18 protein-coding genes are annotated in these 20,840 nt (G+C 72.8%); 13 read left to right on the forward strand and 5 right to left on the reverse strand.

Annotation, left to right across the window (positions count from 1 at the left end; all coding sequences use genetic code 11):
* The first annotated feature begins 3 nt into the window (after window positions 1-3).
* From recC to MJ604_RS11800, 8 genes are all read left to right on the forward strand, one after another.
* Window positions 4-3,261 carry an exodeoxyribonuclease V subunit gamma gene (gene recC / locus MJ604_RS11765; RefSeq protein ID WP_243058520.1) on the forward strand — a complete coding sequence of 1,086 codons (3,258 nt, stop codon included), beginning with the start codon at window positions 4-6 and terminating at the stop codon, window positions 3,259-3,261.
* Window positions 3,258-6,506, forward strand: a complete 3,249-nt coding sequence (locus MJ604_RS11770; RefSeq protein WP_243058521.1) for a UvrD-helicase domain-containing protein — start codon at window positions 3,258-3,260, stop codon at window positions 6,504-6,506. Before recC ends, MJ604_RS11770 begins: the two co-directional genes overlap by 4 nt.
* Entirely contained in the window at window positions 6,503-8,248 is a 1,746-nt protein-coding gene (recD, locus tag MJ604_RS11775; protein ID WP_243058522.1) for an exodeoxyribonuclease V subunit alpha, read from the forward strand. The genes MJ604_RS11770 and recD overlap by 4 nt, the downstream gene beginning before the upstream one ends.
* A gap of 209 nt (window positions 8,249-8,457) precedes the next feature.
* Complete coding sequence (locus MJ604_RS11780) at window positions 8,458-9,087, forward strand: amino acid-binding protein (RefSeq protein ID WP_243058523.1); 630 nt, start codon at window positions 8,458-8,460, stop codon at window positions 9,085-9,087.
* Between the two features lie 76 nt (window positions 9,088-9,163).
* Window positions 9,164-9,424, forward strand: a complete 261-nt coding sequence (locus MJ604_RS11785) for a hypothetical protein (protein WP_243058524.1) — start codon at window positions 9,164-9,166, stop codon at window positions 9,422-9,424.
* The gene (locus tag MJ604_RS11790; protein WP_243058525.1) at window positions 9,421-9,819 is read left to right on the forward strand and encodes a phage holin family protein; all 399 of its coding nucleotides are present in this window, start codon (window positions 9,421-9,423) and stop codon (window positions 9,817-9,819) included. The genes MJ604_RS11785 and MJ604_RS11790 overlap by 4 nt, the downstream gene beginning before the upstream one ends.
* Window positions 9,812-10,048: a DUF3618 domain-containing protein gene (locus tag MJ604_RS11795; RefSeq protein ID WP_243058526.1), complete on the forward strand. Its 237-nt coding sequence runs from the start codon at window positions 9,812-9,814 to the stop codon at window positions 10,046-10,048. The genes MJ604_RS11790 and MJ604_RS11795 overlap by 8 nt, the downstream gene beginning before the upstream one ends.
* Entirely contained in the window at window positions 10,045-10,350 is a 306-nt protein-coding gene (locus tag MJ604_RS11800) for a DUF4235 domain-containing protein (protein WP_243058528.1), read from the forward strand. Before MJ604_RS11795 ends, MJ604_RS11800 begins: the two co-directional genes overlap by 4 nt.
* 3 nt (window positions 10,351-10,353) lie before the next feature.
* On the opposite strand, the gene MJ604_RS11805 is transcribed toward MJ604_RS11800, so the two are convergent.
* From MJ604_RS11805 to MJ604_RS11815, 3 genes are read right to left on the reverse strand one after another with little or no spacing between them, the layout of a single operon-like run.
* A complete protein-coding gene (locus MJ604_RS11805; protein ID WP_243058530.1) occupies window positions 10,354-11,658 on the reverse strand; it encodes an MFS transporter in 1,305 nt (434 codons plus the stop codon).
* Window positions 11,659-11,676: 18 nt separating this feature from the next.
* Complete coding sequence (locus tag MJ604_RS11810) at window positions 11,677-13,014, reverse strand: dienelactone hydrolase family protein (protein WP_243058531.1); 1,338 nt, start codon at window positions 13,012-13,014, stop codon at window positions 11,677-11,679.
* Between the two features lie 43 nt (window positions 13,015-13,057).
* Complete coding sequence (locus tag MJ604_RS11815; RefSeq protein WP_243058533.1) at window positions 13,058-13,501, reverse strand: nitroreductase family deazaflavin-dependent oxidoreductase; 444 nt, start codon at window positions 13,499-13,501, stop codon at window positions 13,058-13,060.
* Between the two features lie 55 nt (window positions 13,502-13,556).
* Between MJ604_RS11815 and MJ604_RS11820 the strand changes: the two genes are divergently transcribed.
* Window positions 13,557-14,474: a 1,4-dihydroxy-2-naphthoyl-CoA synthase gene (locus tag MJ604_RS11820; RefSeq protein WP_243058535.1), complete on the forward strand. Its 918-nt coding sequence runs from the start codon at window positions 13,557-13,559 to the stop codon at window positions 14,472-14,474.
* Here the strand turns inward: MJ604_RS11820 and MJ604_RS11825 are convergent.
* Window positions 14,468-15,115, reverse strand: a complete 648-nt coding sequence (locus MJ604_RS11825) for a class I SAM-dependent methyltransferase (protein ID WP_243058536.1) — start codon at window positions 15,113-15,115, stop codon at window positions 14,468-14,470. The two genes, MJ604_RS11820 and MJ604_RS11825, sit on opposite strands and share 7 nt — an antisense overlap.
* A gap of 122 nt (window positions 15,116-15,237) precedes the next feature.
* Here MJ604_RS11825 and MJ604_RS11830 point away from each other — a divergent pair, with 122 nt between their 5' ends.
* Genes MJ604_RS11830 through MJ604_RS11840 form a run of 3 tightly spaced genes read left to right on the forward strand, consistent with a single transcriptional unit; the run spans window position 15,238 to window position 17,686 of the window.
* Window positions 15,238-16,386, forward strand: coding sequence for a GTPase family protein (locus tag MJ604_RS11830; RefSeq protein WP_243058538.1), 1,149 nt, complete (start codon window positions 15,238-15,240; stop codon window positions 16,384-16,386).
* Window positions 16,383-17,003: a bifunctional 2-polyprenyl-6-hydroxyphenol methylase/3-demethylubiquinol 3-O-methyltransferase UbiG gene (locus tag MJ604_RS11835; RefSeq protein ID WP_243058540.1), complete on the forward strand. Its 621-nt coding sequence runs from the start codon at window positions 16,383-16,385 to the stop codon at window positions 17,001-17,003. Before MJ604_RS11830 ends, MJ604_RS11835 begins: the two co-directional genes overlap by 4 nt.
* Window positions 17,000-17,686, forward strand: a complete 687-nt coding sequence (locus MJ604_RS11840) for an NAD-dependent deacylase (protein ID WP_243058541.1) — start codon at window positions 17,000-17,002, stop codon at window positions 17,684-17,686. The genes MJ604_RS11835 and MJ604_RS11840 overlap by 4 nt, the downstream gene beginning before the upstream one ends.
* Before the next feature lie 53 nt (window positions 17,687-17,739).
* Here MJ604_RS11840 and MJ604_RS11845 read toward each other — a convergent pair whose 3' ends face one another.
* Entirely contained in the window at window positions 17,740-18,507 is a 768-nt protein-coding gene (locus MJ604_RS11845) for a TetR/AcrR family transcriptional regulator (protein ID WP_243058542.1), read from the reverse strand.
* Between the two features lie 121 nt (window positions 18,508-18,628).
* Here MJ604_RS11845 and MJ604_RS11850 point away from each other — a divergent pair, with 121 nt between their 5' ends.
* Complete coding sequence (locus tag MJ604_RS11850) at window positions 18,629-20,791, forward strand: MMPL family transporter (RefSeq protein WP_243058543.1); 2,163 nt, start codon at window positions 18,629-18,631, stop codon at window positions 20,789-20,791.
* Window positions 20,792-20,840: the final 49 nt, after the last annotated feature.

A 20,840-nucleotide genomic window follows, 5' to 3' on the forward strand; every position in this document is an offset into this window, starting at 1 on the left:
CCCGTGACCCTGCAGATCCACCGAGCCGCGCGCACCGACGCGCTCGCCGAGCGCCTCGGGGATCTGCTGGCCACACCCCTCGACGACCCGTTCGCCGAGGAGGTCGTGGTGGTGCCGGCCCGCGGGGTGGAGCGCTGGCTGACCCAGCGCCTCTCGCACCGGCTCGGCACCGGCCCGCGCGGCGGCGACGGGGTGTGCGCGGGCGTGCGGTTCCTCAACCCGCGCAGCCTGGTGAGCCTGCTGCTCGGCCGTGAGCGCGACGACCCGTGGGACCCCGAGCGCCTCGTCTGGCCACTGCTCGCGACCATCGACGACTGCCTCGGCGCGCCCGGGTTCGAGACCCTCACCGCGCACCTCGACGGCGAGATGCGGCGCAACCGGCGGTACTCCGTCGCGATCCGGCTGGCCGGCCTGTTCGCGTCGTACGCCGTCCAGCGGCCCTCGCTGATCACCGGCTGGCGCGTGGGGGACGACGGCGACCTCGCCGACGACCTGCGCTGGCAGGCCGAGCTGTGGCGCCGGCTCCTCACCCGGGTCGACGCCCCCGCGCCCGACCTGCGGCACGCCGAGACCGTCGCGGCGCTGCAGGCGGGTGGGGCCGACCTCCCGTTGCCGGGGCGGCTCAGCCTGTTCGGCCACACCCGGATCCCGGTGACCGAGGTCGAGCTGCTGGCCGCGCTCGGCGAGCAGCGCGACGTGCACCTGTTCCTCCCGCAGCCCTCGCCGCAGCTCTGGGACGACCTGGCCGGCCTCGGTGGCGTCGTGCCGCGCGACGAGGACACCTCCGCCGAGCGGGTCGGCCACCCCCTGCTCGCCTCGCTTGGCCGCGACGCCCGCGAGCTGCGCCGCACCCTCGACGGCGTCCCGGCCGAGCTGGTTGCCCCGACGAGCCCGACCGACGCGTCGATGCTCGGCTGGCTCCAGCACGACCTGCGTGCCAACCACGCCCCGACGTACGACGAGCGCGCGGCCCGCCACCTCGACCCGGCCGACCGGTCCCTCCAGGTGCACGCCTGCCACGGCCCGGCCCGCCAGATCGACGTGCTCCGCGAGGTGCTGGTCGGGATGCTCGAGGACGACCCGACGCTCGAGCCGCGCGACATCCTCGTGATGTGCCCGGACATCGAGACGTTCGCGCCGCTGATCTCCGCGGGCTTCGGGCTCGCGACGACCGACGGGCACCCCGCGCACCAGCTGCGCGTGAAGCTCGCCGACCGGGCGCTCACCAGCACCAACCCGCTGCTGTCGGTCGCCGGTGACCTGCTGGAGCTGTCCGGCGGCCGGGTGACCGCGGCCGACGTGCTGGACCTGGCGGCGACCGAGCCGTGCCGGCGCCGGTTCGGGCTCACCGACGACGACCTCGACCGGGTGAGCCGCTGGGTCGCGCAGGCGGGCGTGCGCTGGGGGATCGACGAGGAGTCGCGCAAGCAGTTCCAGATGGACCGGTTCCCCCACAACACCTGGCGGATGGGCCTCGACCGGATCCTGCTCGGCGTCGCGATGAGCGGCGACGACCACCGCTACCTCGGCCGCGGGCTGCCGCTGGACGACGTCGGCAGCAACGAGATCGACCTGGCCGGCCGGATCGCCGAGCTCGTCGACCGTCTCGACACCTGCCTGACCGGGCTCGCCGAGGCGACCACGGTCGCGGAGTGGACCGACCGGCTGCGCGCCGGCGTCCGCGGCCTGACCGACGTCGCGGCCGACGACGCCTGGCAGCTCCCGCAGTTCGAGCGCGAGCTGGCCCGCGCCGCGGCGTCCGCGCACGAGGGCGAGATCGAGCTGCGGCTCTCCGACATGCGGGCCCTGCTGCAGTCGCGGCTGGCCGGCCGGCCCACGCGGGCGAACTTCCGCACCGGCACGCTCACCGTCTGCACCATGGTCCCGATGCGCTCGGTGCCGCACCGCGTGGTCTGCCTGGTCGGCCTCGACGACGGCGTCTTCCCGCGCGCGGGCGCGGTCGACGGCGACGACGTGCTCGGCCGGAGGCCGCTCACCGGCGAGCGCGACGCCCGCAGCGAGGACCGGCAGCTGCTCCTCGACGCGGTCCTCGCCGCGAACGAGCACCTCGTCATCACCTACACCGGCGCCAACGAGCAGTCCGGCGCGCGCCGGCCCCCCGCCGTACCCCTCGGCGAGATCCTCGACGCCGCCGACCGCTGCACCGCCGAGCCGGTCCGCACGCACGTGCTCACCGAGCACCCGCTGCAGCCGTACGACGCCCGCAACTTCGTGCCGCAGCGCCCGTTCAGCTTCGACACCGCCGCCCTCGCCGGCGCGCGGTCGGCCTGGGGTGAGCGCCACGAGCCGCCGCCGTTCCTCACCGGCGCGCTGCCGCAGCGGCGGCGCGAGGACGTGTCGCTCGCGGACCTCAAGGCGTTCCTCGGTCACCCGGTGCGCGCGTTCGTCCGCGACCGGCTCGACGTGGCGACGCCCTTCGCGCCCGACGACCTCGCCGACGCGATCCCGGTGGCGTTGGACAGCCTCGAGAAGTGGCAGATCGGCGACCGGCTGCTGCGCGAGCTGCTCGCCGGGCAGGACCCGGTCGCGGTGATGACCGCCGAGCAGCTCAGCGGCACGCTGCCGCCGGGCGGCCTCGGCACCGGTGCGTTCAACGAGGTCGTCGAGGAGTGCCAGAAGCTCTGGGCGCGCACCGCCGAGATCCGTGACGGCGAGCGCCGGTCGGTCGACGTGGACGTCGATCTCGGCGACGGCCGCCGCCTCACCGGCACCGTGCCCGGCGTCTACGGCACCCGCGTCGTGTCGCTCGGGTACTCCCGCCTCAATGCCCGCCAGCGCCTCCACGCCTGGGTCGACCTGCTTGCGCTGAGCGCGTCGTACCCCGACCAGCACTGGACCTCCCACGCCGTCGGCAAGGACCGCGCCGGGCCGAAGCGCGCCCTGGCCGGGCCGCTCGACCACCGCGCCGCCGACTGGCTGCGCGACCTGGTCGACCTGCGCGACCGTGGGCTGTGCGCGCCGCTGCCGGTCCCGGTGAAGACCGGCGCCGCGTGGGCGGAGGCGCACCTGCGCGAGCAGATGGGGCAGGACCTCACGCCGTACGCCGCCGCGAACCGCGAGTGGGAGACCGACCCGTTCAACCAGTTCGGCATCCAGGGCGAGGACGCCGACGGCTACCACCAGCGGGTGTACGGCGCCCGCGCGGCGCTCGACGTGCTGGTCGAGGCCGGCCTCGGTGACGTCGCGTGGCGGATCTGGGAGCCGCTGCTCACCGGCGCCGAGAAGGTGGGCCCGCTGTGAAGCCGTTCGACATCACCGCCGACCTCCCCACCGGCACCGTGCTGCTCGAGGCGAGCGCCGGCACCGGCAAGACCTGGACGATCGGCGCGCTCGTGACGCGGTACGTCGCCGAGGGGCACGCCACGCTCGAGCAGATGCTCGTGGTGACGTTCGGCCGCGCCGCCAGCCAGGAGCTCCGCGAGCGGGTGCGTGCCCAGCTCGTCGAGGCGGAGCGGGTGCTCAGCGACGACCCGGCCGCGGGCGACGTCTCCGACTCCGACCTCGTGCAGCTGCTGCGGTCGTGGGGGCCCGACGAACGTCGGCTCGGGCACCGCCGGGTCACGGAGGCCCTGGCCGGCTTCGACGCGGCGACGATCGCGACGACCCACCAGTTCTGCTCGCTCGTGCTCGACTCGCTCGGCGTCGCCGGCGACACCGACTCCCGCGCCCGGCTGGTCGAGGACCTCGACGACCTGGTCAAGGAGACCGTCGACGACCTCTACCTCCGCGCGTTCGCGTTCGACCCGAACGGCCCGGTCTTCGACCACGCCGAGGCGCTGGCGATCGCGCGCACCGCGGTCGGCGATCCGCAGGCCCGCCTCGAGCCCGCCGGTGAGGACCGCTCCACGCCGGCCGGTCGCCGCGTGAGCTTCGCCGACGCCGTCCGCACCGAGCTCGACCGGCGCAAGCGCCGCCTCGGGATCCTGTCGTACGACGACCTGCTCACCCAGCTCGCCGATGCGCTCGCCGACCAGGATGGCGCCGCGGCCCAGCGGATGCGCGCGCGGTGGAGCATCGTGCTCGTCGACGAGTTCCAGGACACCGACCCGGTGCAGTGGCAGGTGCTCGACCGGGCCTTCTCCGGCCACGCCACGATGGTGCTGATCGGCGACCCGAAGCAGGCGATCTACGCGTTCCGCGGCGGCGACGTGACGACGTACCTCCAGGCCGCCGCGACCGCCACCACCCAGCAGACGCTGTCGGTGAACTGGCGCAGCGACGCCCCGCTGCTCGACTCGTTCCAGGCGCTGCTGCGCGGTGCCGCGCTCGGCGACGAGCGGATCGTCGTGCGCGACGTGGAGGCGCACCACCGCGAGAGCCGGCTGTCCGGGGACGCCGCGCCGTTCCGGGTGCGCGTGGTGCGGCGCGACCAGTTCCGCCGCAGCGGCAACGCCACGCTGCCGGTCGCGCAGGTGCGGCCGCACGTCGCCCAGGACCTGGCCCTCGACGTCCGCAGGCTGCTCGCCTCCGGGGCGACGTACTGCGACGAGCCGATCCGGCCCCGCGACATCGCGGTGATCAGCTACCGGCACGCCGACCTCGCCGACGTGCGCGAGGCGCTGCTGGCCCAGGGCGTGCCGGCCGTGATCGCGGGCGGCGGCAGCGTGTTCGCGACCCCCGCCGCGGTCGAGTGGCTGACGCTGCTGGAGGCGCTGGAGCAGCCGCACCGCAGCGCGCGGGTCCGCTCGGCCGCGCTCACCTGCTTCCTCGGGCACACCCCGGCCGAGCTCGACGACCGCGGCGACGACCTGACCGACGAGGTCGCGGACACCCTGCGCACCTGGGTCGAGCTGTTCACCAGCCGCGGCATCGCTGCGGTGCTCGAGGCCGCGAACGTCGCCGGCCTGCCCGAGCGGGTCCTCGCCGAGGTCGGCGGCGACCGCCGGCTCACCGACCTGCGCCACATCGGCGAGGCGCTGCACGAGGTCACGCTCAACGAGCGGCACGGCCTGGTCTCCCTGCTGACCTGGCTGCGCGACCAAGTCTCCGAGGGCCGCGCCGGGCGCGGGGTCGAGCGCACCCGCCGGCTCGACTCCGACGCCGCGGCCGTGCAGCTGGTGACGATCCACGCGAGCAAGGGGCTGGAGTACCCCGTCGTCTACCTCCCCGCGCTCTCCGACCGGTTCGTGCCGAAGCCGACCCGGCCGCTGTTCCACGACGACGACGGCAACCGCTGCCTGAACGTCGGGTCCGGCGGCGCCGACTGGAGCGACCACTGCCGGCGCTGGGCCGACGAGGAGGCCGGCGAGTGGCTGCGGCTGCTGTACGTCGCGATCACCCGCGCCAAGTCCCAGGTCGTCGCCTGGTGGGCGCCGACCAAGAACGCCGTCGCCTCGCCACTGCACCGGATGCTGATGCGAGACGCCGAGTCGACGGACGTCCCCGACAGCCCGCCTGTCCCGAACGACGACGACGTGGTCGCACTGTTCACCCGCTGGCGCGACCGCGGCGGGCCCTCGCCCGAGGCGGCCATCCACGCCGACCCCGGCGCCGATCCGCCACGCTCCGCCCCGCCCGAGCTCGCCGCCCGCGCGTTCACCCGCGAGGTCGACACCGAGTGGAGGCGTGCGTCGTACTCCTCGCTGAGCAAGCTGGAGACGACCGCGGCCGTGACCAGCGAGCCGGAGGTCAGCGCCAAGGACGACGAGGAGCTGGAGCCGGCCGCCCTGGAGTTCGTGCCGCCGGCCGACGACGTGCCGTCGCCGATGGCCGGGCTGCCGGTGGGCGCGACGTTCGGCTCGCTCGTGCACGCGGTGCTCGAGCACACCGACCCCGACGCCCCCGACCTGCGCGCGGAGCTGCTCGGGCACATCGACGAGCAGCTGGGCTGGTGGCCGGTCGACCTCGACCGCGAGGAGCTCGCCGACGCGCTGGTCGCGGTCTGCGACTCGCCCCTCGGCCCGCTCGCGTCGGGCCTGACGCTGCGGCAGCTGTCGCTCGCCGACCGGCTCCGGGAGATGGACTTCGAGCTGCCGCTCGGCGACAGCCGGCTCGGCGACATCGGCCCGCTGCTGGAGCGGCACCTGCCGCCCGGCGACCCCGTGCGCGAGTACGCCGGCGCCCTCGCCGGGCCGCTCGGCGAGCAGACCCTGCGCGGCTACCTCACCGGGTCGGTCGACGTGGTGCTCCGGCTCCCCGGCCCGCGCTACCTCGTCGTCGACTACAAGACGAACTGGGTCGGTCCGACCGACGCGCCGCTGACCGCGCACAGCTACCGCCCCGAAGCGCTGGACGCCGCGATGGGTCACTCCGACTACCCGCTCCAGGCGTTGCTGTACGCCGCGGTGCTGCACCGGTTCCTGCGCTGGCGGCAGCCCGGGTACGACCCGTCCGTGCACCTCGGCGGGGTGCTGTACCTCTACCTGCGCGGCATGTGCGGCCCCTCCACGCCGCTCGTCGACGGTGCGCCCTGCGGCGTGTTCGCCTGGCAGCCGCCCGTCGCCCTCGTCGAGGGGCTCTCCGACCTGCTGGACGGTGTCCGATGACGGAGCTCTTCGAGCCGGTCGGCGAGCACGACTGGCGGATCGCGACCACCGCGACCGGCCTGCTCGCCGCCTTCAACGAGGCCGGCGTGCTGACCTCCTCCGACGTCCACGTCGCGACCCGGATCGGCGCGCTCGGCGGCGAGGCCGACGAGCGGGTGCTGCTCGCCGTCGCGCTCGCGGTCCGGGCGGTACGCCGCGGCTCGGTCTGCCTCGACCTCTCCGCGGCCCGCGAGACCGCGCCAGAGCTGGCCTGGCCGGACGAGTGGCCGATCGAGCAGTCCCCACTGCTCACCGCGGGCGTGATCCGCTGGGAGCGGGGGCTGCTCTACCTCGACCGCTACCACCGGCTCGAGACGCAGGTCCACGACGACCTCGCCGCCCGCCTCGCGCTCGCGCCGCCTCCGGTGGACGAGGCCCGGCTCGACGCCGCGCTCGCTCGCCTCGGGGGAGACCACTTCAGCGACGAGCAGCGGGCGGCGGTCGTCGCCGCGCTGCGCCGACGTACGACGATCCTGACCGGGGGCCCCGGCACCGGGAAGACCACCACGGTCGCCCGGCTGCTCGCGCTGCTCGCCGACCAGGCCGGCGGCGGTCTCTCGATCGCGCTGGCCGCGCCCACCGGCAAGGCCGCGACCCGCCTCCAGGAGGCCGTGGTCACCGAGCTCGAGTCCGTCGCGCGGACCTGGCCGGAGGCGGCGGGCCTGGTCGGCCGGGTCGACGGGCTGACGCTGCACCGGCTGCTCGGCTGGCGGCCCGACAACGCGACCCGGTTCCGCCACGACCGCAGCAACCGCCTGAAGTACGACGTGGTCGTCGTCGACGAGTCCTCGATGGTCGAGCTCACGATGATGGGCCGCCTGCTGGAGGCGCTGCGCCCCGAGAGCCGGCTGGTGCTGGTCGGCGACCCGCGCCAGCTCACGTCGGTCGGCGCCGGCGCGGTGCTGAGCGACCTGGTCGCCGGGTTCGAGGGCCGGACCGACTCGCCGGTCGCCGCGCTCAACGTGAACTTCCGCTCCGAGCAGGACATCAAGGAGCTCGCCACCGTGCTCCGCGACGGCGACGCCGACGACGTGCTCCGGGTGCTGCGCACGCCGTCGGAGCAGGTGTCGTTCGTCGAGGCCACCGACCAGGCCTCGATCGAGGCCGCGCTGCGCCCCGACTCCCTTGCCGCCGCCCGCGCCGTCTGGCAGGCGGCCGTCGCCGAGGACCCGGCCCGCGCGCTCGACGAGCTCGACCGCTACCGCCTGCTCTGCGCGCACCGCGAGGGCCCGTACGGCGTCCGCCGTTGGAACCAGCTCGTCGAGCGCTGGCTCGCGGAGGACCCCGAGGTCGAGATCTACGGGCTTTGGTACGTCGGCCGCCCGCTGCTGGTCACCAGCAACGACTACGCCCTCGACGTCTACAACGGCGAGACCGGCGTGGTCGTGCGCCAGGGTGGTCGGCCGCGCGCGTTCGTCGCCGGCTCCGAGCGGCTCAAGGAGTTCGCGCCCGGTCGCCTCGACGCGGTCGAGACCATGCACGCGATGACGATCCACAAGAGCCAGGGCAGCCAGGCCGACCGGGTCACCGTGCTGCTGCCCGACGAGGGCTCCCGGCTGCTCACCCGCGAGCTCTTCTACACGGCCGTCACCCGCGCCCGGCACCACGTGCGCGTCGTCGGCAGCGAGGCCGCCGTACGCGCCGCCGTCGAGACCCGCGCGCAGCGGGCGACCGGCCTGCGGCTGCGCCTGGCCGAGGGCTGAGCTGGCGTCGCGCGGCTGCTGGTTCACCATGTTAAGTGGGCGAACCGTCACTTCTCATGGCGTGCACGCCGTGTGAAGTGCAGGTTCACCCACATCACATGGTGAACCTGTGACGCCACGCCGCCACGCCGCCACGCCCCCCACCCCCACCGGCCGAGGGCTGAGAACTCAGAAACCCCACCGCAACCTGCTCCGGCTAGGGTCGAGACATGCCGTACCTGCTGCGCGTGGAGCTGCCCGACGTCCCGGGGTCGCTGGGGCGGCTGGCGAGCGCCATCGGTATGTCCGGCGGTGACATCGAGGCGATCGAGATCGTCGAGAAGCGGCACGGCGACGGCATCGCCGTCGACGACGTGCTCCTCGAGATGGCGCCGAACGCGATGCCCGACTCGATCGTGTCGGCCTGCAACGCGCTCGACGGGGTCCAGGTCGTCTGGATCAGCCGGTACGCCGCCGGCGGCAACCTGTTCCTCGACCTCGAAGCCGTGGAGGAGCTGACCGCCGATCCCGAGGGCTCGCTGAACCGGCTGGTCGATCTGCTGCCGGTCACGTTCCGCGCGGACTGGGGCGCGCGCGTCTCGAAGATCGACGGCGTCGTGCACGCGACCGCGGCAGCCCCGTCGGAGCTGGCGTGGCAGCAGATCGAGCGCGCCGAGCTGATCGAGTCCGACGACGAGAACGCGATCGTCGCCGCTGCCCGGCTCAACAAGTCCGAGATCGTGGTGATCGGCCGCCGCGGCGGCCCGGAGTTCCTCGACTCCGAGCTGGCCCGCCTCGGCCACCTCGTCGGCCTGGCGATGTCGATCTCGCGCACCGCGAACAAGGCCACCGCGCACTAGCCACGACGGGCGCATGCCGCCAGCCCCGATGGGCACTGCTGATCCAAGAGCAGATGCCGCACGGTTGGAGGGTCAGATGGCCAAGTTGTCGTTTCTCGCGGGGTTCGGTGCCGGCTACGTGCTGGGTGCGCGGGCGGGCCGCGAGCGCTATGACCAGATCGCAGACAAGGCGCAGGGCGTGTGGCGCGACCCGCGCGTCCAGGAGAAGGCCGACCAGGCCCAGCACCTGGTGAAGGAGAAGGTCAGCGAGGCGGGCTCCGCCGCCGGTGACCTCGCCACCGCCGCCGGCGCCAAGGTGACCGGGCACGGCGACGTCAGTGGACAGGCCACGCCGTGACCCACTCCACCCAGTCGACCGGTGACCTGGTCTCCCAGCTGTCGAGCGAGATCTCGACGCTGGTGCGCGACGAGCTCCGGCTCGCGCAGGTCGAGGTCACCGGGAAGGCCAAGAGGGCCGGCATCGGCGCCGGGATGTTCGGCGCGGCCGGCGTGCTCGCGCTGTACGGCGTGGGCGTGCTGATCGCGGCCGCCGTACTCGCCCTGGCGCTCGTCCTCGACGCCTGGCTCGCCGCGGTGATCGTCGGCGTCGTGCTGCTCGCGATCGCCGGCGTGGTCGCGATGCGGGGCAAGCGCGAGGTGGCGCAGGCGGCGCCGCCCGTGCCGACCCAGGCCGTCGAGAACATCAAGGCGGACATCGACACGGTCCGCCACCCCAGGAGGGACCATGAGTAACGGCACCAGCCCGGATGCCGCCGAGCTCCAGGCGGAGATCGAGCGGACCCGCGAGGACCTCGCCGAGACCGTCGACCAGCTCGCCGCGAAGCTCGACGTGAAGTCGCGCGTGCGCGAGCGCGTCACCAGCCCGGACGGCAAGCCGACCCCGGCCGTGACCAGCGTCGGCGCGGGACTGGTCGCGGGCCTCGCCGCGATCGTGCTGCTGTGGCTGTGGGGTCGCCGATGAGCGCCGGGAAGCCCGAGAAGAAGACCAGCAGGAGCGCCAGCCTCCTCTACCGGCCGTGGGGCCTGGTCGCGAGCCTGCTCGGCGGCCTCGTCGCCGGCCAGATCTTCCAGCAGGTCTGGAAGCGGCTCGACCCGCAGAGCGCCGACGCCCCGCCGAAGCCTCTGGAGTCGGAGTACCGGCTGCGCAAGATCCTGATCGCAGCCGCCATCCAGGGCGCGATCTTCACCGTCGTCCGGGCGCTGATCAACCGCGGGGGCGCGCGCCTCTTCGAGCGCTGGACCGGTGAGTGGCCCGGCGACTGACGATCAGCGCACCGAGCGGATCCGGGTGACGAACACCGAGCCCAGGATCGCGGAGGCGAACGCGCTCGCGTAGACCGCGCAGTACCCGACCGAGAACGCGTCGCCGTTGGTCTCGGTGAGCCCGCCGAACGCCTCGACGACCACGAGGATCACGCCGGCGATGCCGGGCGCGACCACCTGCGGCAGGGCGTTGGCGATGTTGATGACGCCGAGGTCCTTGCCGCGGTCGGCGGCGCCCGGGAGCACCTGGGTGATCAGCGCGAAGTCGACCGACGTGTAGATGCCGTACCCGATCCCCATCACGACCGCCGCGACGACCGCGGCCGGCCACGTCTGCGCGACCGCGAGCAGCCCGGACGCGAACGCGCCGACGATCCCGGACCAGATCACGAACACCTTGCGCCGGCCGCTGCGGTCGCTCCAGATGCCGAACGTCACCGCGGTCACCATCAGCGCGAGGGCGTACGTCGCCGTCAGCACGAACACGCTGTCCTCGGCCTCGTCGGACGTCATGCCGATCGCGTCCTGCAGGTAGTAAAGGAGGTACAGCAGGCCGAGCGCGTTGCCGAGGTTGACCAGGAACCGGGTGATCCAGGCCCACGCGAAGTCGGGGTGCTCGCGCGGCGAGACCCAGAACGACCGCACGAACGCGCCCCAGTCGAACGGCTCCGGCCGCTCATCGGGGGCGAGCGGGAGGTCGCGGGAGCCCAGGCAGTACGGCACCGCGAGCACGAGCAGCACGACCGCGGTGACGGCGTACCCGGCCGCGATGCTGCCGGTCGCCGATGCGATGCCGACGCCGCCGACCACGCCGAGGGTCTGCGCGAGCGCGAGGATGCCGCCGATCTTGCCGCGCGACCCGACCGGGACCTGGTCGGGCACGGTCGCGGTGATCGCGGCGAGCATCGCGTTCAGCGTCGCCTGCACGCCGCACCAGCCGAGCGCCATCACGACGACGTTGTCGGCGACGGCGAGCAGGAGCAGGGACAGCGCACCACCGACCGCGCCGCCGACCACCCACGGGAGGCGGCGGCCGGCGCGCAGCGTCGTCCGGTCCGAGAACGCGCCGAACACCGGGTTGCAGACGACCGACACGAACGCGCCCAGGCCCAGCACGACCGCGAGCACCAGCTTCTTGTTCGCCTCGTCGATCGACTCCGCCTGCTGCGCGAGCAGCACCTGGATCGGGCCGAAGAACCCGGCCCACAGCCCGATGCTGGCCAGCGTCAGGTACGCGACCCAGCGACCCGGCGGGTTGTCCGTGGGCTCGGCGAGGGCCGAGCGGCGCGCGCCTGTGTCCGTCGTCACAGGCGCAGGATGGCACGGCTAGCAGCCCACGTCCGCGATGTCGCCGTTCTCGACGCCGCCGAAGGAGTACGCCGAGCAGTAGTAGCTGCTCAGCAGCTCGTCGCGCTGGAGCCTCACCGGCTTCCACACGCCGTTGCCGACGGGCTCGAGGTAGCGGAACGAGGTGTCGAGCAGCGGCGCGGCCGACGCGCCCTTGAGGTAGTGGGCGAGCCAGCGCTGCACGTACACGCTGGTGAGGTCCTGGCCGTACCGGCTGGCCGGCAGCACCAGCGGGATGTCGGTGTACTCCAGGTGGGTCGACGCGCGCGGCACGACGAGCATGGTGTCCACGCCGGCCTTCTCCCAGGCGTCGTACCCGGTCGCCCGCTCGCGGCCCGGGTCCGGCTGCACGCCGGCGGGCGTCGGCTCGAAGAAGTACTCCGACTGGATCGCCAGCGCCGGCACCCGGGGGGTCACGCCGTCGCTGCTGAGCTTGTCCAGCGCGACCACGGTCGCGACCCGCTCGTCGGTGCCCTGCACCTGCGAGACGGCGGTCGCGCCGAGCGAGTGCCCGACGATCGCGACCGGCTTCGCGTCGTACGACCGCCAGAACGGGTTGTACGGCGACGTCGAGCTCGCACCCTCGGAGTTCTCGTTCGGGTACTGGCGCTTCGGGCGCGACACGAAGAAGTCGAGCGCGTCCTCGGTGCCGGTGGTGAAGTTGCCGAGCTGCTGCGACGGGACGCCGTGGCAGTCGAGCGGGTTGCAGAACGGCACCATCGGCTGGTTCAGCGGCGAGTCCTCGTGCGGCAGCGTCTCGCTGGTGCCCTGGCCCTGGACGTCGTAGGTCAGCACGACGTAGCCGCGCTCGGCGAGGTCCTGGGCGAGCCACTCGTACATGCCCTGCGAGCCCTGGATCGAGCCGGTCGTGATGACCACGCCGGGGAACGGACCGGTCAGCTTCCTCCCCGTGTACGGGTCCGTGGCTCCCGGCAGCGGACGCCACACGGTGCCGCGCAGGAGAGCGCCGTACCGGTTCGTGAACGCGACGCGGCGCGACTGCCCGCGGGTGTCGGTCCAGCCGGCGCGCAGCGGGTTGCCGACGTTCCAGCCCGGGACCAGGTTGCCCGCGGTCAGCGACAGGCGCAGCGGCGACGCGACCTGGGTGAGCAGCTGCTCGACGTACCGCCCCGTCGTCGCCGCGATCAGCGACGGGAGGTACGCCGGGTTCTGCAGCTGGCCGCCGGGACCGGTGATCCGCCCGTAGGAGTCGGCCATGTTCTGCAGGTCGGCCTGCGGGTCGGCCGGCGCGGCCGAGGCCGGGGCCGCCAGGGCGGCGGTGACGACGAGCGAGAGGGCAGCGGTCAGCAGGCGCATGGTCGCTCAACGAGCGACCCGCGCCCCGGTGACGTCAGGTGCGTCAGACCCGCTCGAGGAGGAAGACCGGGATCTCCCGGTCGGTCTTCTCCTGGTACTCGGCGTACGGCGAGTACTGCGCGACCGCTCGCTCCCACCACGCGGCGCGCTCGTCGCCCTCGGCGATGCGGGCGCGGTACGTGTGCTTCTCGCCCTTGTCCTGGAGGTCGACCTCCGGGTTGTTGAGGAAGTTGTCGTACCAGGCCGGGTTCTCCGGCGTGCCGCCCTTGGACGCGACCGCGGCGTACACACCGTCGTGCTCCACTCGCATGACCGGGTTCTTGCGGAGCTTGCCGGACTTGGACCCGACCGACGTGATCACGACGATCGGCCACTCGGGCTTGCCCTGGAGGATGTTGGCCCGCTCGCCGTTGGAGGACTCGAACTCCTCGACCTGGTTGCGGACCCAGTCCCACTGACTCGGTTCGTACTCGCCTTGAAGTGCCATACCTGAACAATGCCCGGTCGAGCCGTGCGCATTCCCCGGCGATAGCGTCTCCTCCATGAGCGCAATCGACGGGGTGTCGGAGATCTTCGACGCCGAGCAGTGGGACGCGGTCCCGGGCTTCGACGACCTGACCGACCTGACCTACCACCGCGCGAAGGCGCACGGCACGGTCCGGGTCGCGTTCGACCGCCCCGACATCCTCAACGCGTTCCGCCCGCACACCGTCGACGAGCTGCTCCGCGTCCTCGAGCACGCGCGCACCTCCAGCGACGTGGGCTGCGTGATCCTCACCGGCAACGGCCCGAGCGCGAAGAACGGCAAGTGGGCGTTCTGCACCGGCGGCGACCAGCGGATCCGCGGCCGGGCCGGCTACCAGTACGCCGAGGGCGAGACCGCCGAGACCGTCGACAAGGCCAAGCTCGCGCGGCTCCACATCCTCGAGGTGCAGCGGCTGATCCGCTTCATGCCGAAGGTCGTCGTCTGCGTCGTCCCCGGCTGGACCGCCGGCGGCGGCCACAGCCTGCACGTCGTCTGCGACCTGACCCTCGCCTCGCTCGAGGAGGCGCGCTTCAAGCAGACCGACGCCGACGTGGGCTCCTTCGACGGCGGCTTCGGCTCGGCGTACCTGGCCCGCCAGGTCGGCCAGAAGTACGCCCGCGAGATCTTCTTCCTCGGCCAGGAGTACTCCGCCGAGGACGGCATGCGGATGGGCACGGTCAACAAGGCCGTCCCCCACGCCGAGCTCGAGGCGACCGCCCTCGAGTGGGGCCGCCTGATCAACGGCAAGTCGCCCACCGCGCAGCGGATGCTGAAGTACTCCTTCAACCTGCTCGACGACGGCCTGGTCGGCCAGCAGCTCTTCGCGGGCGAGACCACCCGGCTGGCCTACATGACCGACGAGGCCCAGGAGGGCCGCGACCAGTTCCTCGAGAAGCGCGAGCCGGACTGGTCGCCGTACCCCTGGTACTACTGAGTCGCCGGCTGGGCGGCGATGACGATCGCGCCCGGCAGCTCGTCGTCGGGCCGCATCAGCAGCTCCGACTCGATCCGGAAGCCGGCCTCGCGCAGCCACTGCGAGATCTGGGCCGGCTGCCGGCGGTGGCTGTCGACCCGGATCGGGCGGCCCGAGTAGCCCTCGGTCGTCGTGCGTGTTCCCTCACCGACGTGGAAGCCGACCAGCACCGGGCCGCCCGGGCGCAGCACCCGGTGGAACTCCGAGAACGCCTGAGGCACCAGCTCGTCGGGCACGTGGATCACCGACCAGAACGCGAGCACGCCGGCCACGGAGTCGTCGGCCAGGTCGAGGTCGGTCATCGTGCCCACCTCGAACCGGAGGTCCGGGTGGTCGCGTCGTGCGACCGCGACCATCGCGGGGGACAGGTCGATGCCGAACGCGTCCACCCCGAGGTCGTGGAGGTGCCGCGTGACGTAGCCCGGGCCGCAGCCGAGGTCTGCGACGGGACCGCCGCCGGCCTCGCGCACCAGCTCGGCGAACAGGGACAGGCTCGCGCGCAGGGCGGGACTCCCCTCCAGCAGACCGCGGACCTGGTCGGCGTAGGCATCAGCGTCGGCGTCGTACGACGTCCGGGTGTCGTCCAGCCAGTCATCTGTCATCGAGGGGTGGACCGGCCGGGCGCCGCCGACTCATCGGTGCGGGTCGTCCGCCTGAGGCGGGTGTATAGACACTCGAGAGGCGGACGACCAGGAATTTAGGAGCCCTCTGAGACCATTTCTGCATGGCGAAGCCCACGGACGCGTGGTTCGGCCAGGCCTTCGGGAAGGCCTGGAAGGACAAGGCGGAGGAGATCGGTCGGTTCAACCTGGCCATCTTCGGCAAGACCGGCGTCGGCAAGTCGACGTTGGTCAACGCGATCTTCGGCGAGGAGATCGCGGCGACGGGCATCGGCCAGCCGGTCACGAAGGCCGCGCACCTCTACCTGCACCAGAGCGGGACGCTCGGGGTGCTCGACACCCGGGGTCTCGAGGTCGGCAAGGACAACGCGGAGCTGATCACCGAGCTCCAGGACTACCTGCACGGGATGCGCCGACGGGCGCTGTCGGAGCAGGTGCACGTGGCCTGGTACTGCGTGCGGGCCGGAGACCGGCGCTTCGAGCCGAGCGAGGCCGACTTCATCCGGGCGCTGCACGCGATGGGCCTGCCGGTGGTGATGGTGCTGACCCAGGTCCCGAGGTCCCTCGGATCTGGGGGAGGCGACCGGGTGCACCCCGACGCGGAGGCGCTGGCGGCGCACATCTCGGCGATGAACCTGCCGATCCAGGACGGCCTGATCCACTACACGATGGCGAAGGCCGACGAGTTCACCGGGCAGGCGGCGTACGGCCTCCAGGAACTCCTCGATGCCACCTTTCAAGGCGCGCCCTCCGGCGTCGCCCACGCGATCACGGCGGCGCAGCAGATCGACTTCGACCGCAAGCAGGAGCGAGCCGAAGCGGCGATCAAGCTGGCGACCGGGGCGGCAGCAGCCGCCGGAGCCTCCCCCATCCCCTTCTCAGACGCCGCCATCCTCGTCCCCATCCAGCTCGGGATGATGGCGTCCATCGCGGTGACGTACGGCATCTCGATCGAGCGGTCGACGGCCGCCTCGATCGCCGCCACCGCGGCGGCGACCACGGCCGGCCGGTCGGTGGTCGGCAACCTGCTCAAGTTCGTGCCCGGCGCCGGGACCGCCGTCGCCGGCACGATCAACGCGACCGTGGCGAGCACGTTCACGTACGCGATCGGCCATGCCTGGGTGAGGGTCTGCGAGCGTCTCGCTCGCGGTGAGCTGCGAGCGGTCGGAGGGGCCCTCGACAGCGACAAGATCCACCGCCTGTTCATGGACGAGTTCAAGGCACAGGCGAAACGGAGGTCGCTGAAGAAGTGAGCACGCGGTGGGAGCGGATCGCTCGGGAGACCGCCGGGGAGGACTACGCGAGGGAGTACGCCGAGCGCTTCCGCGCGCTCGCGGCGCGCGGTGAGGACGTGCACGGCGAGGCGGCGTTCCTGGAGGCGCTGGTGCGGGCTCCGGCGCGGGTGCTGGACGCCGGCTGCGGCACCGGCCGGATCGCCGTACGCCTGCGCGAGCTGGGGTACGACGTGGTCGGCGTGGACGTCGACATCGCCATGCTCTGGGTCGCCGCGGGCGACAAGCCGGAGATCGAATGGCTGTGGGCGGACCTGTCGACGCTGGACCTGGAGGCGACGTTCGACGTCGTCCTGGTCGCAGGCAACACGATCCCGCTGCTCGAGGAGGGCACGCTGGCGGCCACCTGCGAGCGGCTCGCGGCGCACACGGAGCCCGGCGGGCTGGTCATCTGCGGCTTCGGGTTGGACGAGGCGCACCTGCCGCCCGGCTGCCCGGTGACGACGCTGACGGACTTCCAGGCGGCGATGGCGCTGGCCGGGCTGGACGACGTGGTCGAGTTCAGCAGCTGGGACCGGGGTGAGTTCGACCCCGCTGGTGGGTATGTCGTCTCCGTGCACCAGAGGCCAGAAGAGTGAGGGTCGTCGTGCTGACCGGCGCCGGCATCTCCGCGGAGAGCGGCGTACCGACGTTCCGGGACGCCGACGGGCTGTGGGAAGGGCACCGGGTCGAGGACGTCGCGACCCCGGAGGCGTTCGACCACCAGCCGTCGGTCGTGCACCGGTTCTACGACGCCCGCCGTGCCGCGCTGCTCGCCGTCCAGCCGAATCCCGCGCACCACGCGCTGGCCCGGCTCGAGGCGGCGCTCGGCGACGACCTGCTCGTCGTCACCCAGAACATCGACGACCTCCACGAGCGCGGCGGCTCGACCCGGGTGCTGCACATGCACGGGGAGCTGCGCTCGGCGCTCTGCCGCGGCTGCGGCGGCCGCTCCCCGTGGGACCACGAGCTCGCGGACCTGCCGCCGTGCCCGCGCTGCGGGGTGACCGAGCTCCGCCCGGACGTCGTCTGGTTCGGCGAGGTGCCGTACGAGATGGAACGGATCCAGCAGACCCTCGACCGCACCGACCTGTTCGTCTCCGTCGGCACCTCCGGTGCGGTCTACCCCGCCGCCGGCTTCGTGCAGTACGCCGGCCGCCGCGGCGCCCGGACGCTCGAGCTGAACCTGATGCCCAGCGAGGGCACGCACCTGTTCGACGAGGCCCGGCACGGCCCGGCGTCCGAGCTGGTGCCCGCCTGGGTGGACGAGGTTCTGGGGTAGTCCCTGACGTTTCCGGGGTGGATCCGGGCGATCGACCCCGAGAACGTCAGGGACTACCGCCCCGAAGAATCGGCGAGCCGGGCGCGCACCATCGCCTCGAGGCGCGGCCAGTCCTCGGCGAGCCCCACGCGCGGGACGAAGTTGCGGATGGTGTCGATGAACATCTCGCCGGACTCGATCACGCGCGGGTCCATGTGGCCGAAGACCTCGAGTGCGACCACGCCGTAGAGCGCCGTCCAGCCCTGCATGTAGACCCAGATCAGGCCGCGCTCGTCGGGCTGCAGGCCCTCGGTCTCGGCCGGGATGACCGGGTCGGTGACCGCGTCGCGGACGGCGGGCGGGAGCTCGTCGACCGCGGGGATCGGGTGGTGGTTGTGCTGCCACAGGGCGCGCATCTGTCCGGTGAGCAGGTGGCCCGACGAGGCGAGCGTGAGCATCTCCCGGCGGATGCAGTTGGCGTCGGCGACGGGGTTGGCGAACACGAGGCCGAACTCGCGCGGGTTCGCCAGCGCCCACTGGCGGAACTCGGTGGTCGACATCAGCAGCCGGCCGGCGTAGTCGTCCTCGGGGAGCTCGTCGGCCGCGGCGCGGAACCGCCCGGTCGCCGCCTTGTCGATCTCGAAGGCGACCAGGTCGACGAGCTCCTGGTAGTTCGCCACGTAGCGGTACAGCGCCGGCGGGGTGACGCCCATCCGCCCGGCCACCGCACGCAGGGAGAGCTCGGCGCCCTCGGCGAGCAGCTGCCGGGACACGGCGACGATCTCGTCGTACGTCTCCTCGCGCTGGCGCTCGCGTCGAGTCGGCTGCCGCAGCGTCCCCATGTGCTCTCCCTTCCGGGCGAGATCTTGGCACCCGACCGTTGACGAGTGGAGTTTACACCGTTTACGGTTAACACCGTTCACAAACTTGTCGGGTGTTCACGAACGACGTGAGGAGACGGTGATGCTGGATCGATGGGGTGGCTTCGTGGCCCGCCGGGCGGTGCTGGTGCTGATCACGGCGGTGCTGGTCACCGTCGGTGCCGCGGCCTACGGCAGCGGGGTCTTCGACTCCCTCAGCCAGGGCGGGTTCGACGACCGCGGCTCGGAGTCGGCGCGCGAGCTCGACGCGGAGCGGGACACGTTCGGCAACCGCTCGGTCGACGTCGTCGCGATCTACGCGAGCGACGAGCTGACCGCCGACGACCCGGAGTTCCGCGGCGCGGTCGAGGACGTGCTGGCCGGGCTCCCGGAGGGTACGACGGCGCAGGTCGTGCCGTACTGGGCCGCTCCCGAGGCCGGGCTCGTCTCCGGCGACGGCCACGCCGCGCAGGTGCTGATCTCGCTGGCCGGTGACAGCCAGGACGAGTACCTCACCCACTACGACGAGATCGAGCCGGGTCTGCACGCCGAGGGCATCGACACCGAGCTCGCGGGGTCGTTCGCGGTCTACAACGACGTCAACGAGATCACGTCGGAGGACCTCGAGCGCGCCGAGCTGATCTCGCTGCCGCTGGTGATCCTGCTGGCGCTGCTGATCTTCGGCAGCGTGGTCGCGGCGCTGATGCCCGCGATGGTGGGCGTGGTCGCGATGGTGGGTGCGCTGGCCGTCGTACGCCTCCTGACGAACGCGACCGAGGTCTCGGTGTTCGCCGTGAACGTGATCTCGCTGCTCGGCATCGGCCTCGCGATCGACTACGCCCTGTTCGTGATCAGCCGGTTCCGCGAGGAGCTGGCGCTGCTGCCGGCCGACCACCCCGACGCGTCCGCGATCGCGATCCGCCGCACGATGGCGACCGCCGGCCGCACCGTGATGTTCTCCGGCCTCACCGTCGCCGCGGCGCTGGCGAGCCTGCTGATCTTCCCGCAGGCGTTCCTCAACAGCATGGGGTACGGCGGCATCGCGGCGGTGCTCGTCGCGATGCTGGCCGCCCTCACGATCCTGCCCGCGACGCTGAAGCTGCTCGGCCGCCGCATCGACGCCGGCCGGCTGCCCTGGCGCCGCCACCAGGCGGTCACGGGTGCCGACGAGCACGGCCGCTGGGCCCGGCTCGCGCGCGCGGTCATGCGTCGCCCCGTGGTCGTGATCGTCGTGACGGTCGCCGCGCTGCTGGTCATCGCCTCGCCGTTCCTCGGTGCCCGCTGGGGCAGTGTCGACCACCGCGTGCTGCCCGAGGACGCGCCGGCCCACCAGGCGCAGGTCCTGCTCAGCGAGGAGTTCGGCGCGGAGACCTCGACCGCGAGCCTGCTGCTCCAGGGCACCAGCGAGGCGGACGTGACGGCGTACGTCCGCGCGGCCGAGCAGGTGCCGGGCGTCGTGCTCGTCACGCCGGTCGACCAGTCCGGTGACACCACGCTGCTGCGGGCGACGTGGGAGGGCAACAGCCAGTCGGAGGCCTCGCAGGCGCTCGTCGAGGACCTGCGCCAGCTGGACCCGGGCTCCGGCACCGCGCTGGTCGGCGGGCTGACCGCCGACACCGTGGACCTGATCGACTCCGTCGGCGCGCACCTGCCGTGGATGGGCCTGATCGTCGCCGTCGTGATGCTCGGCCTGCTGTTCGTCGCCTTCGGCTCGATCGTGCTCCCGGTGAAGGCGGTGGTGATGAACCTGGTCTCGATCACGGCGTCGTTCGGCGTCGTCACCTGGATCTTCTCCGACGGCCACCTGGCCGAGCAGCTCGGGTTCGTCTCCCAGGGCTACCTCGACGCGACGATGCCGATCCTGATGCTGGCGATCCTGTTCGGCCTGTCGATGGACTACGAGGTCTTCCTGCTCTCGCGGATCCGGGAGCAGTACGACCTCACCGGCGACAACGACGAGGCGGTCGTGACCGGCGTGCAGAAGACGGGCCGGATCATCACCAGCGCCGCCCTCCTGCTGGCCGTGGTCATCGGGGCGTTCGGGTTGTCGGGGATCGTGTTCATGAAGATGCTCGGCATCGGCATGCTCGTCGCGCTGCTCATCGACGCGACCGTTGTACGCGCCATCCTGGTGCCGGCCACGATGAAGCTGCTCGGCCACTGGAACTGGTACGCCCCCGGCCCGATGCTGCGCTGGTGGGAGCGGCACGGCTTCCGCGAGAGCGACGCGGAGCAGCCGGAGCGGGAGCCGGTCGGCGTGGCCTGACGGCGTGGCCTGACGGCGTGGTCTGAACCGGTCTGGTCGCCGTTCCGGG

Origin of the sequence: Nocardioides sp. SR21 (genome assembly GCF_022761125.1) — a bacterium.
Taxonomy (GTDB): Bacteria; Actinomycetota; Actinomycetes; order Propionibacteriales; family Nocardioidaceae; genus Nocardioides.

Bases quoted from the DNA above. Each gene is read 5' to 3' on its own strand.
- MJ604_RS11830 (WP_243058538.1), top strand. From the start codon at position 15,238: ATGGCGAAGCCCACGGACGCGTGGTTCGGCCAGGCCTTCGGGAAGGCC.
- MJ604_RS11785 (WP_243058524.1), top strand. From the start codon at position 9,164: ATGGCCAAGTTGTCGTTTCTCGCGGGGTTCGGTGCCGGCTACGTGCTG.
- MJ604_RS11815 (WP_243058533.1), bottom strand. From the start codon at position 13,501: ATGGCACTTCAAGGCGAGTACGAACCGAGTCAGTGGGACTGGGTCCGC.
- MJ604_RS11810 (WP_243058531.1), bottom strand. From the start codon at position 13,014: ATGCGCCTGCTGACCGCTGCCCTCTCGCTCGTCGTCACCGCCGCCCTG.
- MJ604_RS11820 (WP_243058535.1), top strand. From the start codon at position 13,557: ATGAGCGCAATCGACGGGGTGTCGGAGATCTTCGACGCCGAGCAGTGG.
- MJ604_RS11845 (WP_243058542.1), bottom strand. From the start codon at position 18,507: ATGGGGACGCTGCGGCAGCCGACTCGACGCGAGCGCCAGCGCGAGGAG.
- MJ604_RS11795 (WP_243058526.1), top strand. From the start codon at position 9,812: ATGAGTAACGGCACCAGCCCGGATGCCGCCGAGCTCCAGGCGGAGATC.
- MJ604_RS11780 (WP_243058523.1), top strand. From the start codon at position 8,458: ATGCCGTACCTGCTGCGCGTGGAGCTGCCCGACGTCCCGGGGTCGCTG.
- recD (WP_243058522.1), top strand. From the start codon at position 6,503: ATGACGGAGCTCTTCGAGCCGGTCGGCGAGCACGACTGGCGGATCGCG.
- MJ604_RS11800 (WP_243058528.1), top strand. From the start codon at position 10,045: ATGAGCGCCGGGAAGCCCGAGAAGAAGACCAGCAGGAGCGCCAGCCTC.
- MJ604_RS11850 (WP_243058543.1), top strand. From the start codon at position 18,629: ATGCTGGATCGATGGGGTGGCTTCGTGGCCCGCCGGGCGGTGCTGGTG.
- MJ604_RS11825 (WP_243058536.1), bottom strand. From the start codon at position 15,115: ATGACAGATGACTGGCTGGACGACACCCGGACGTCGTACGACGCCGAC.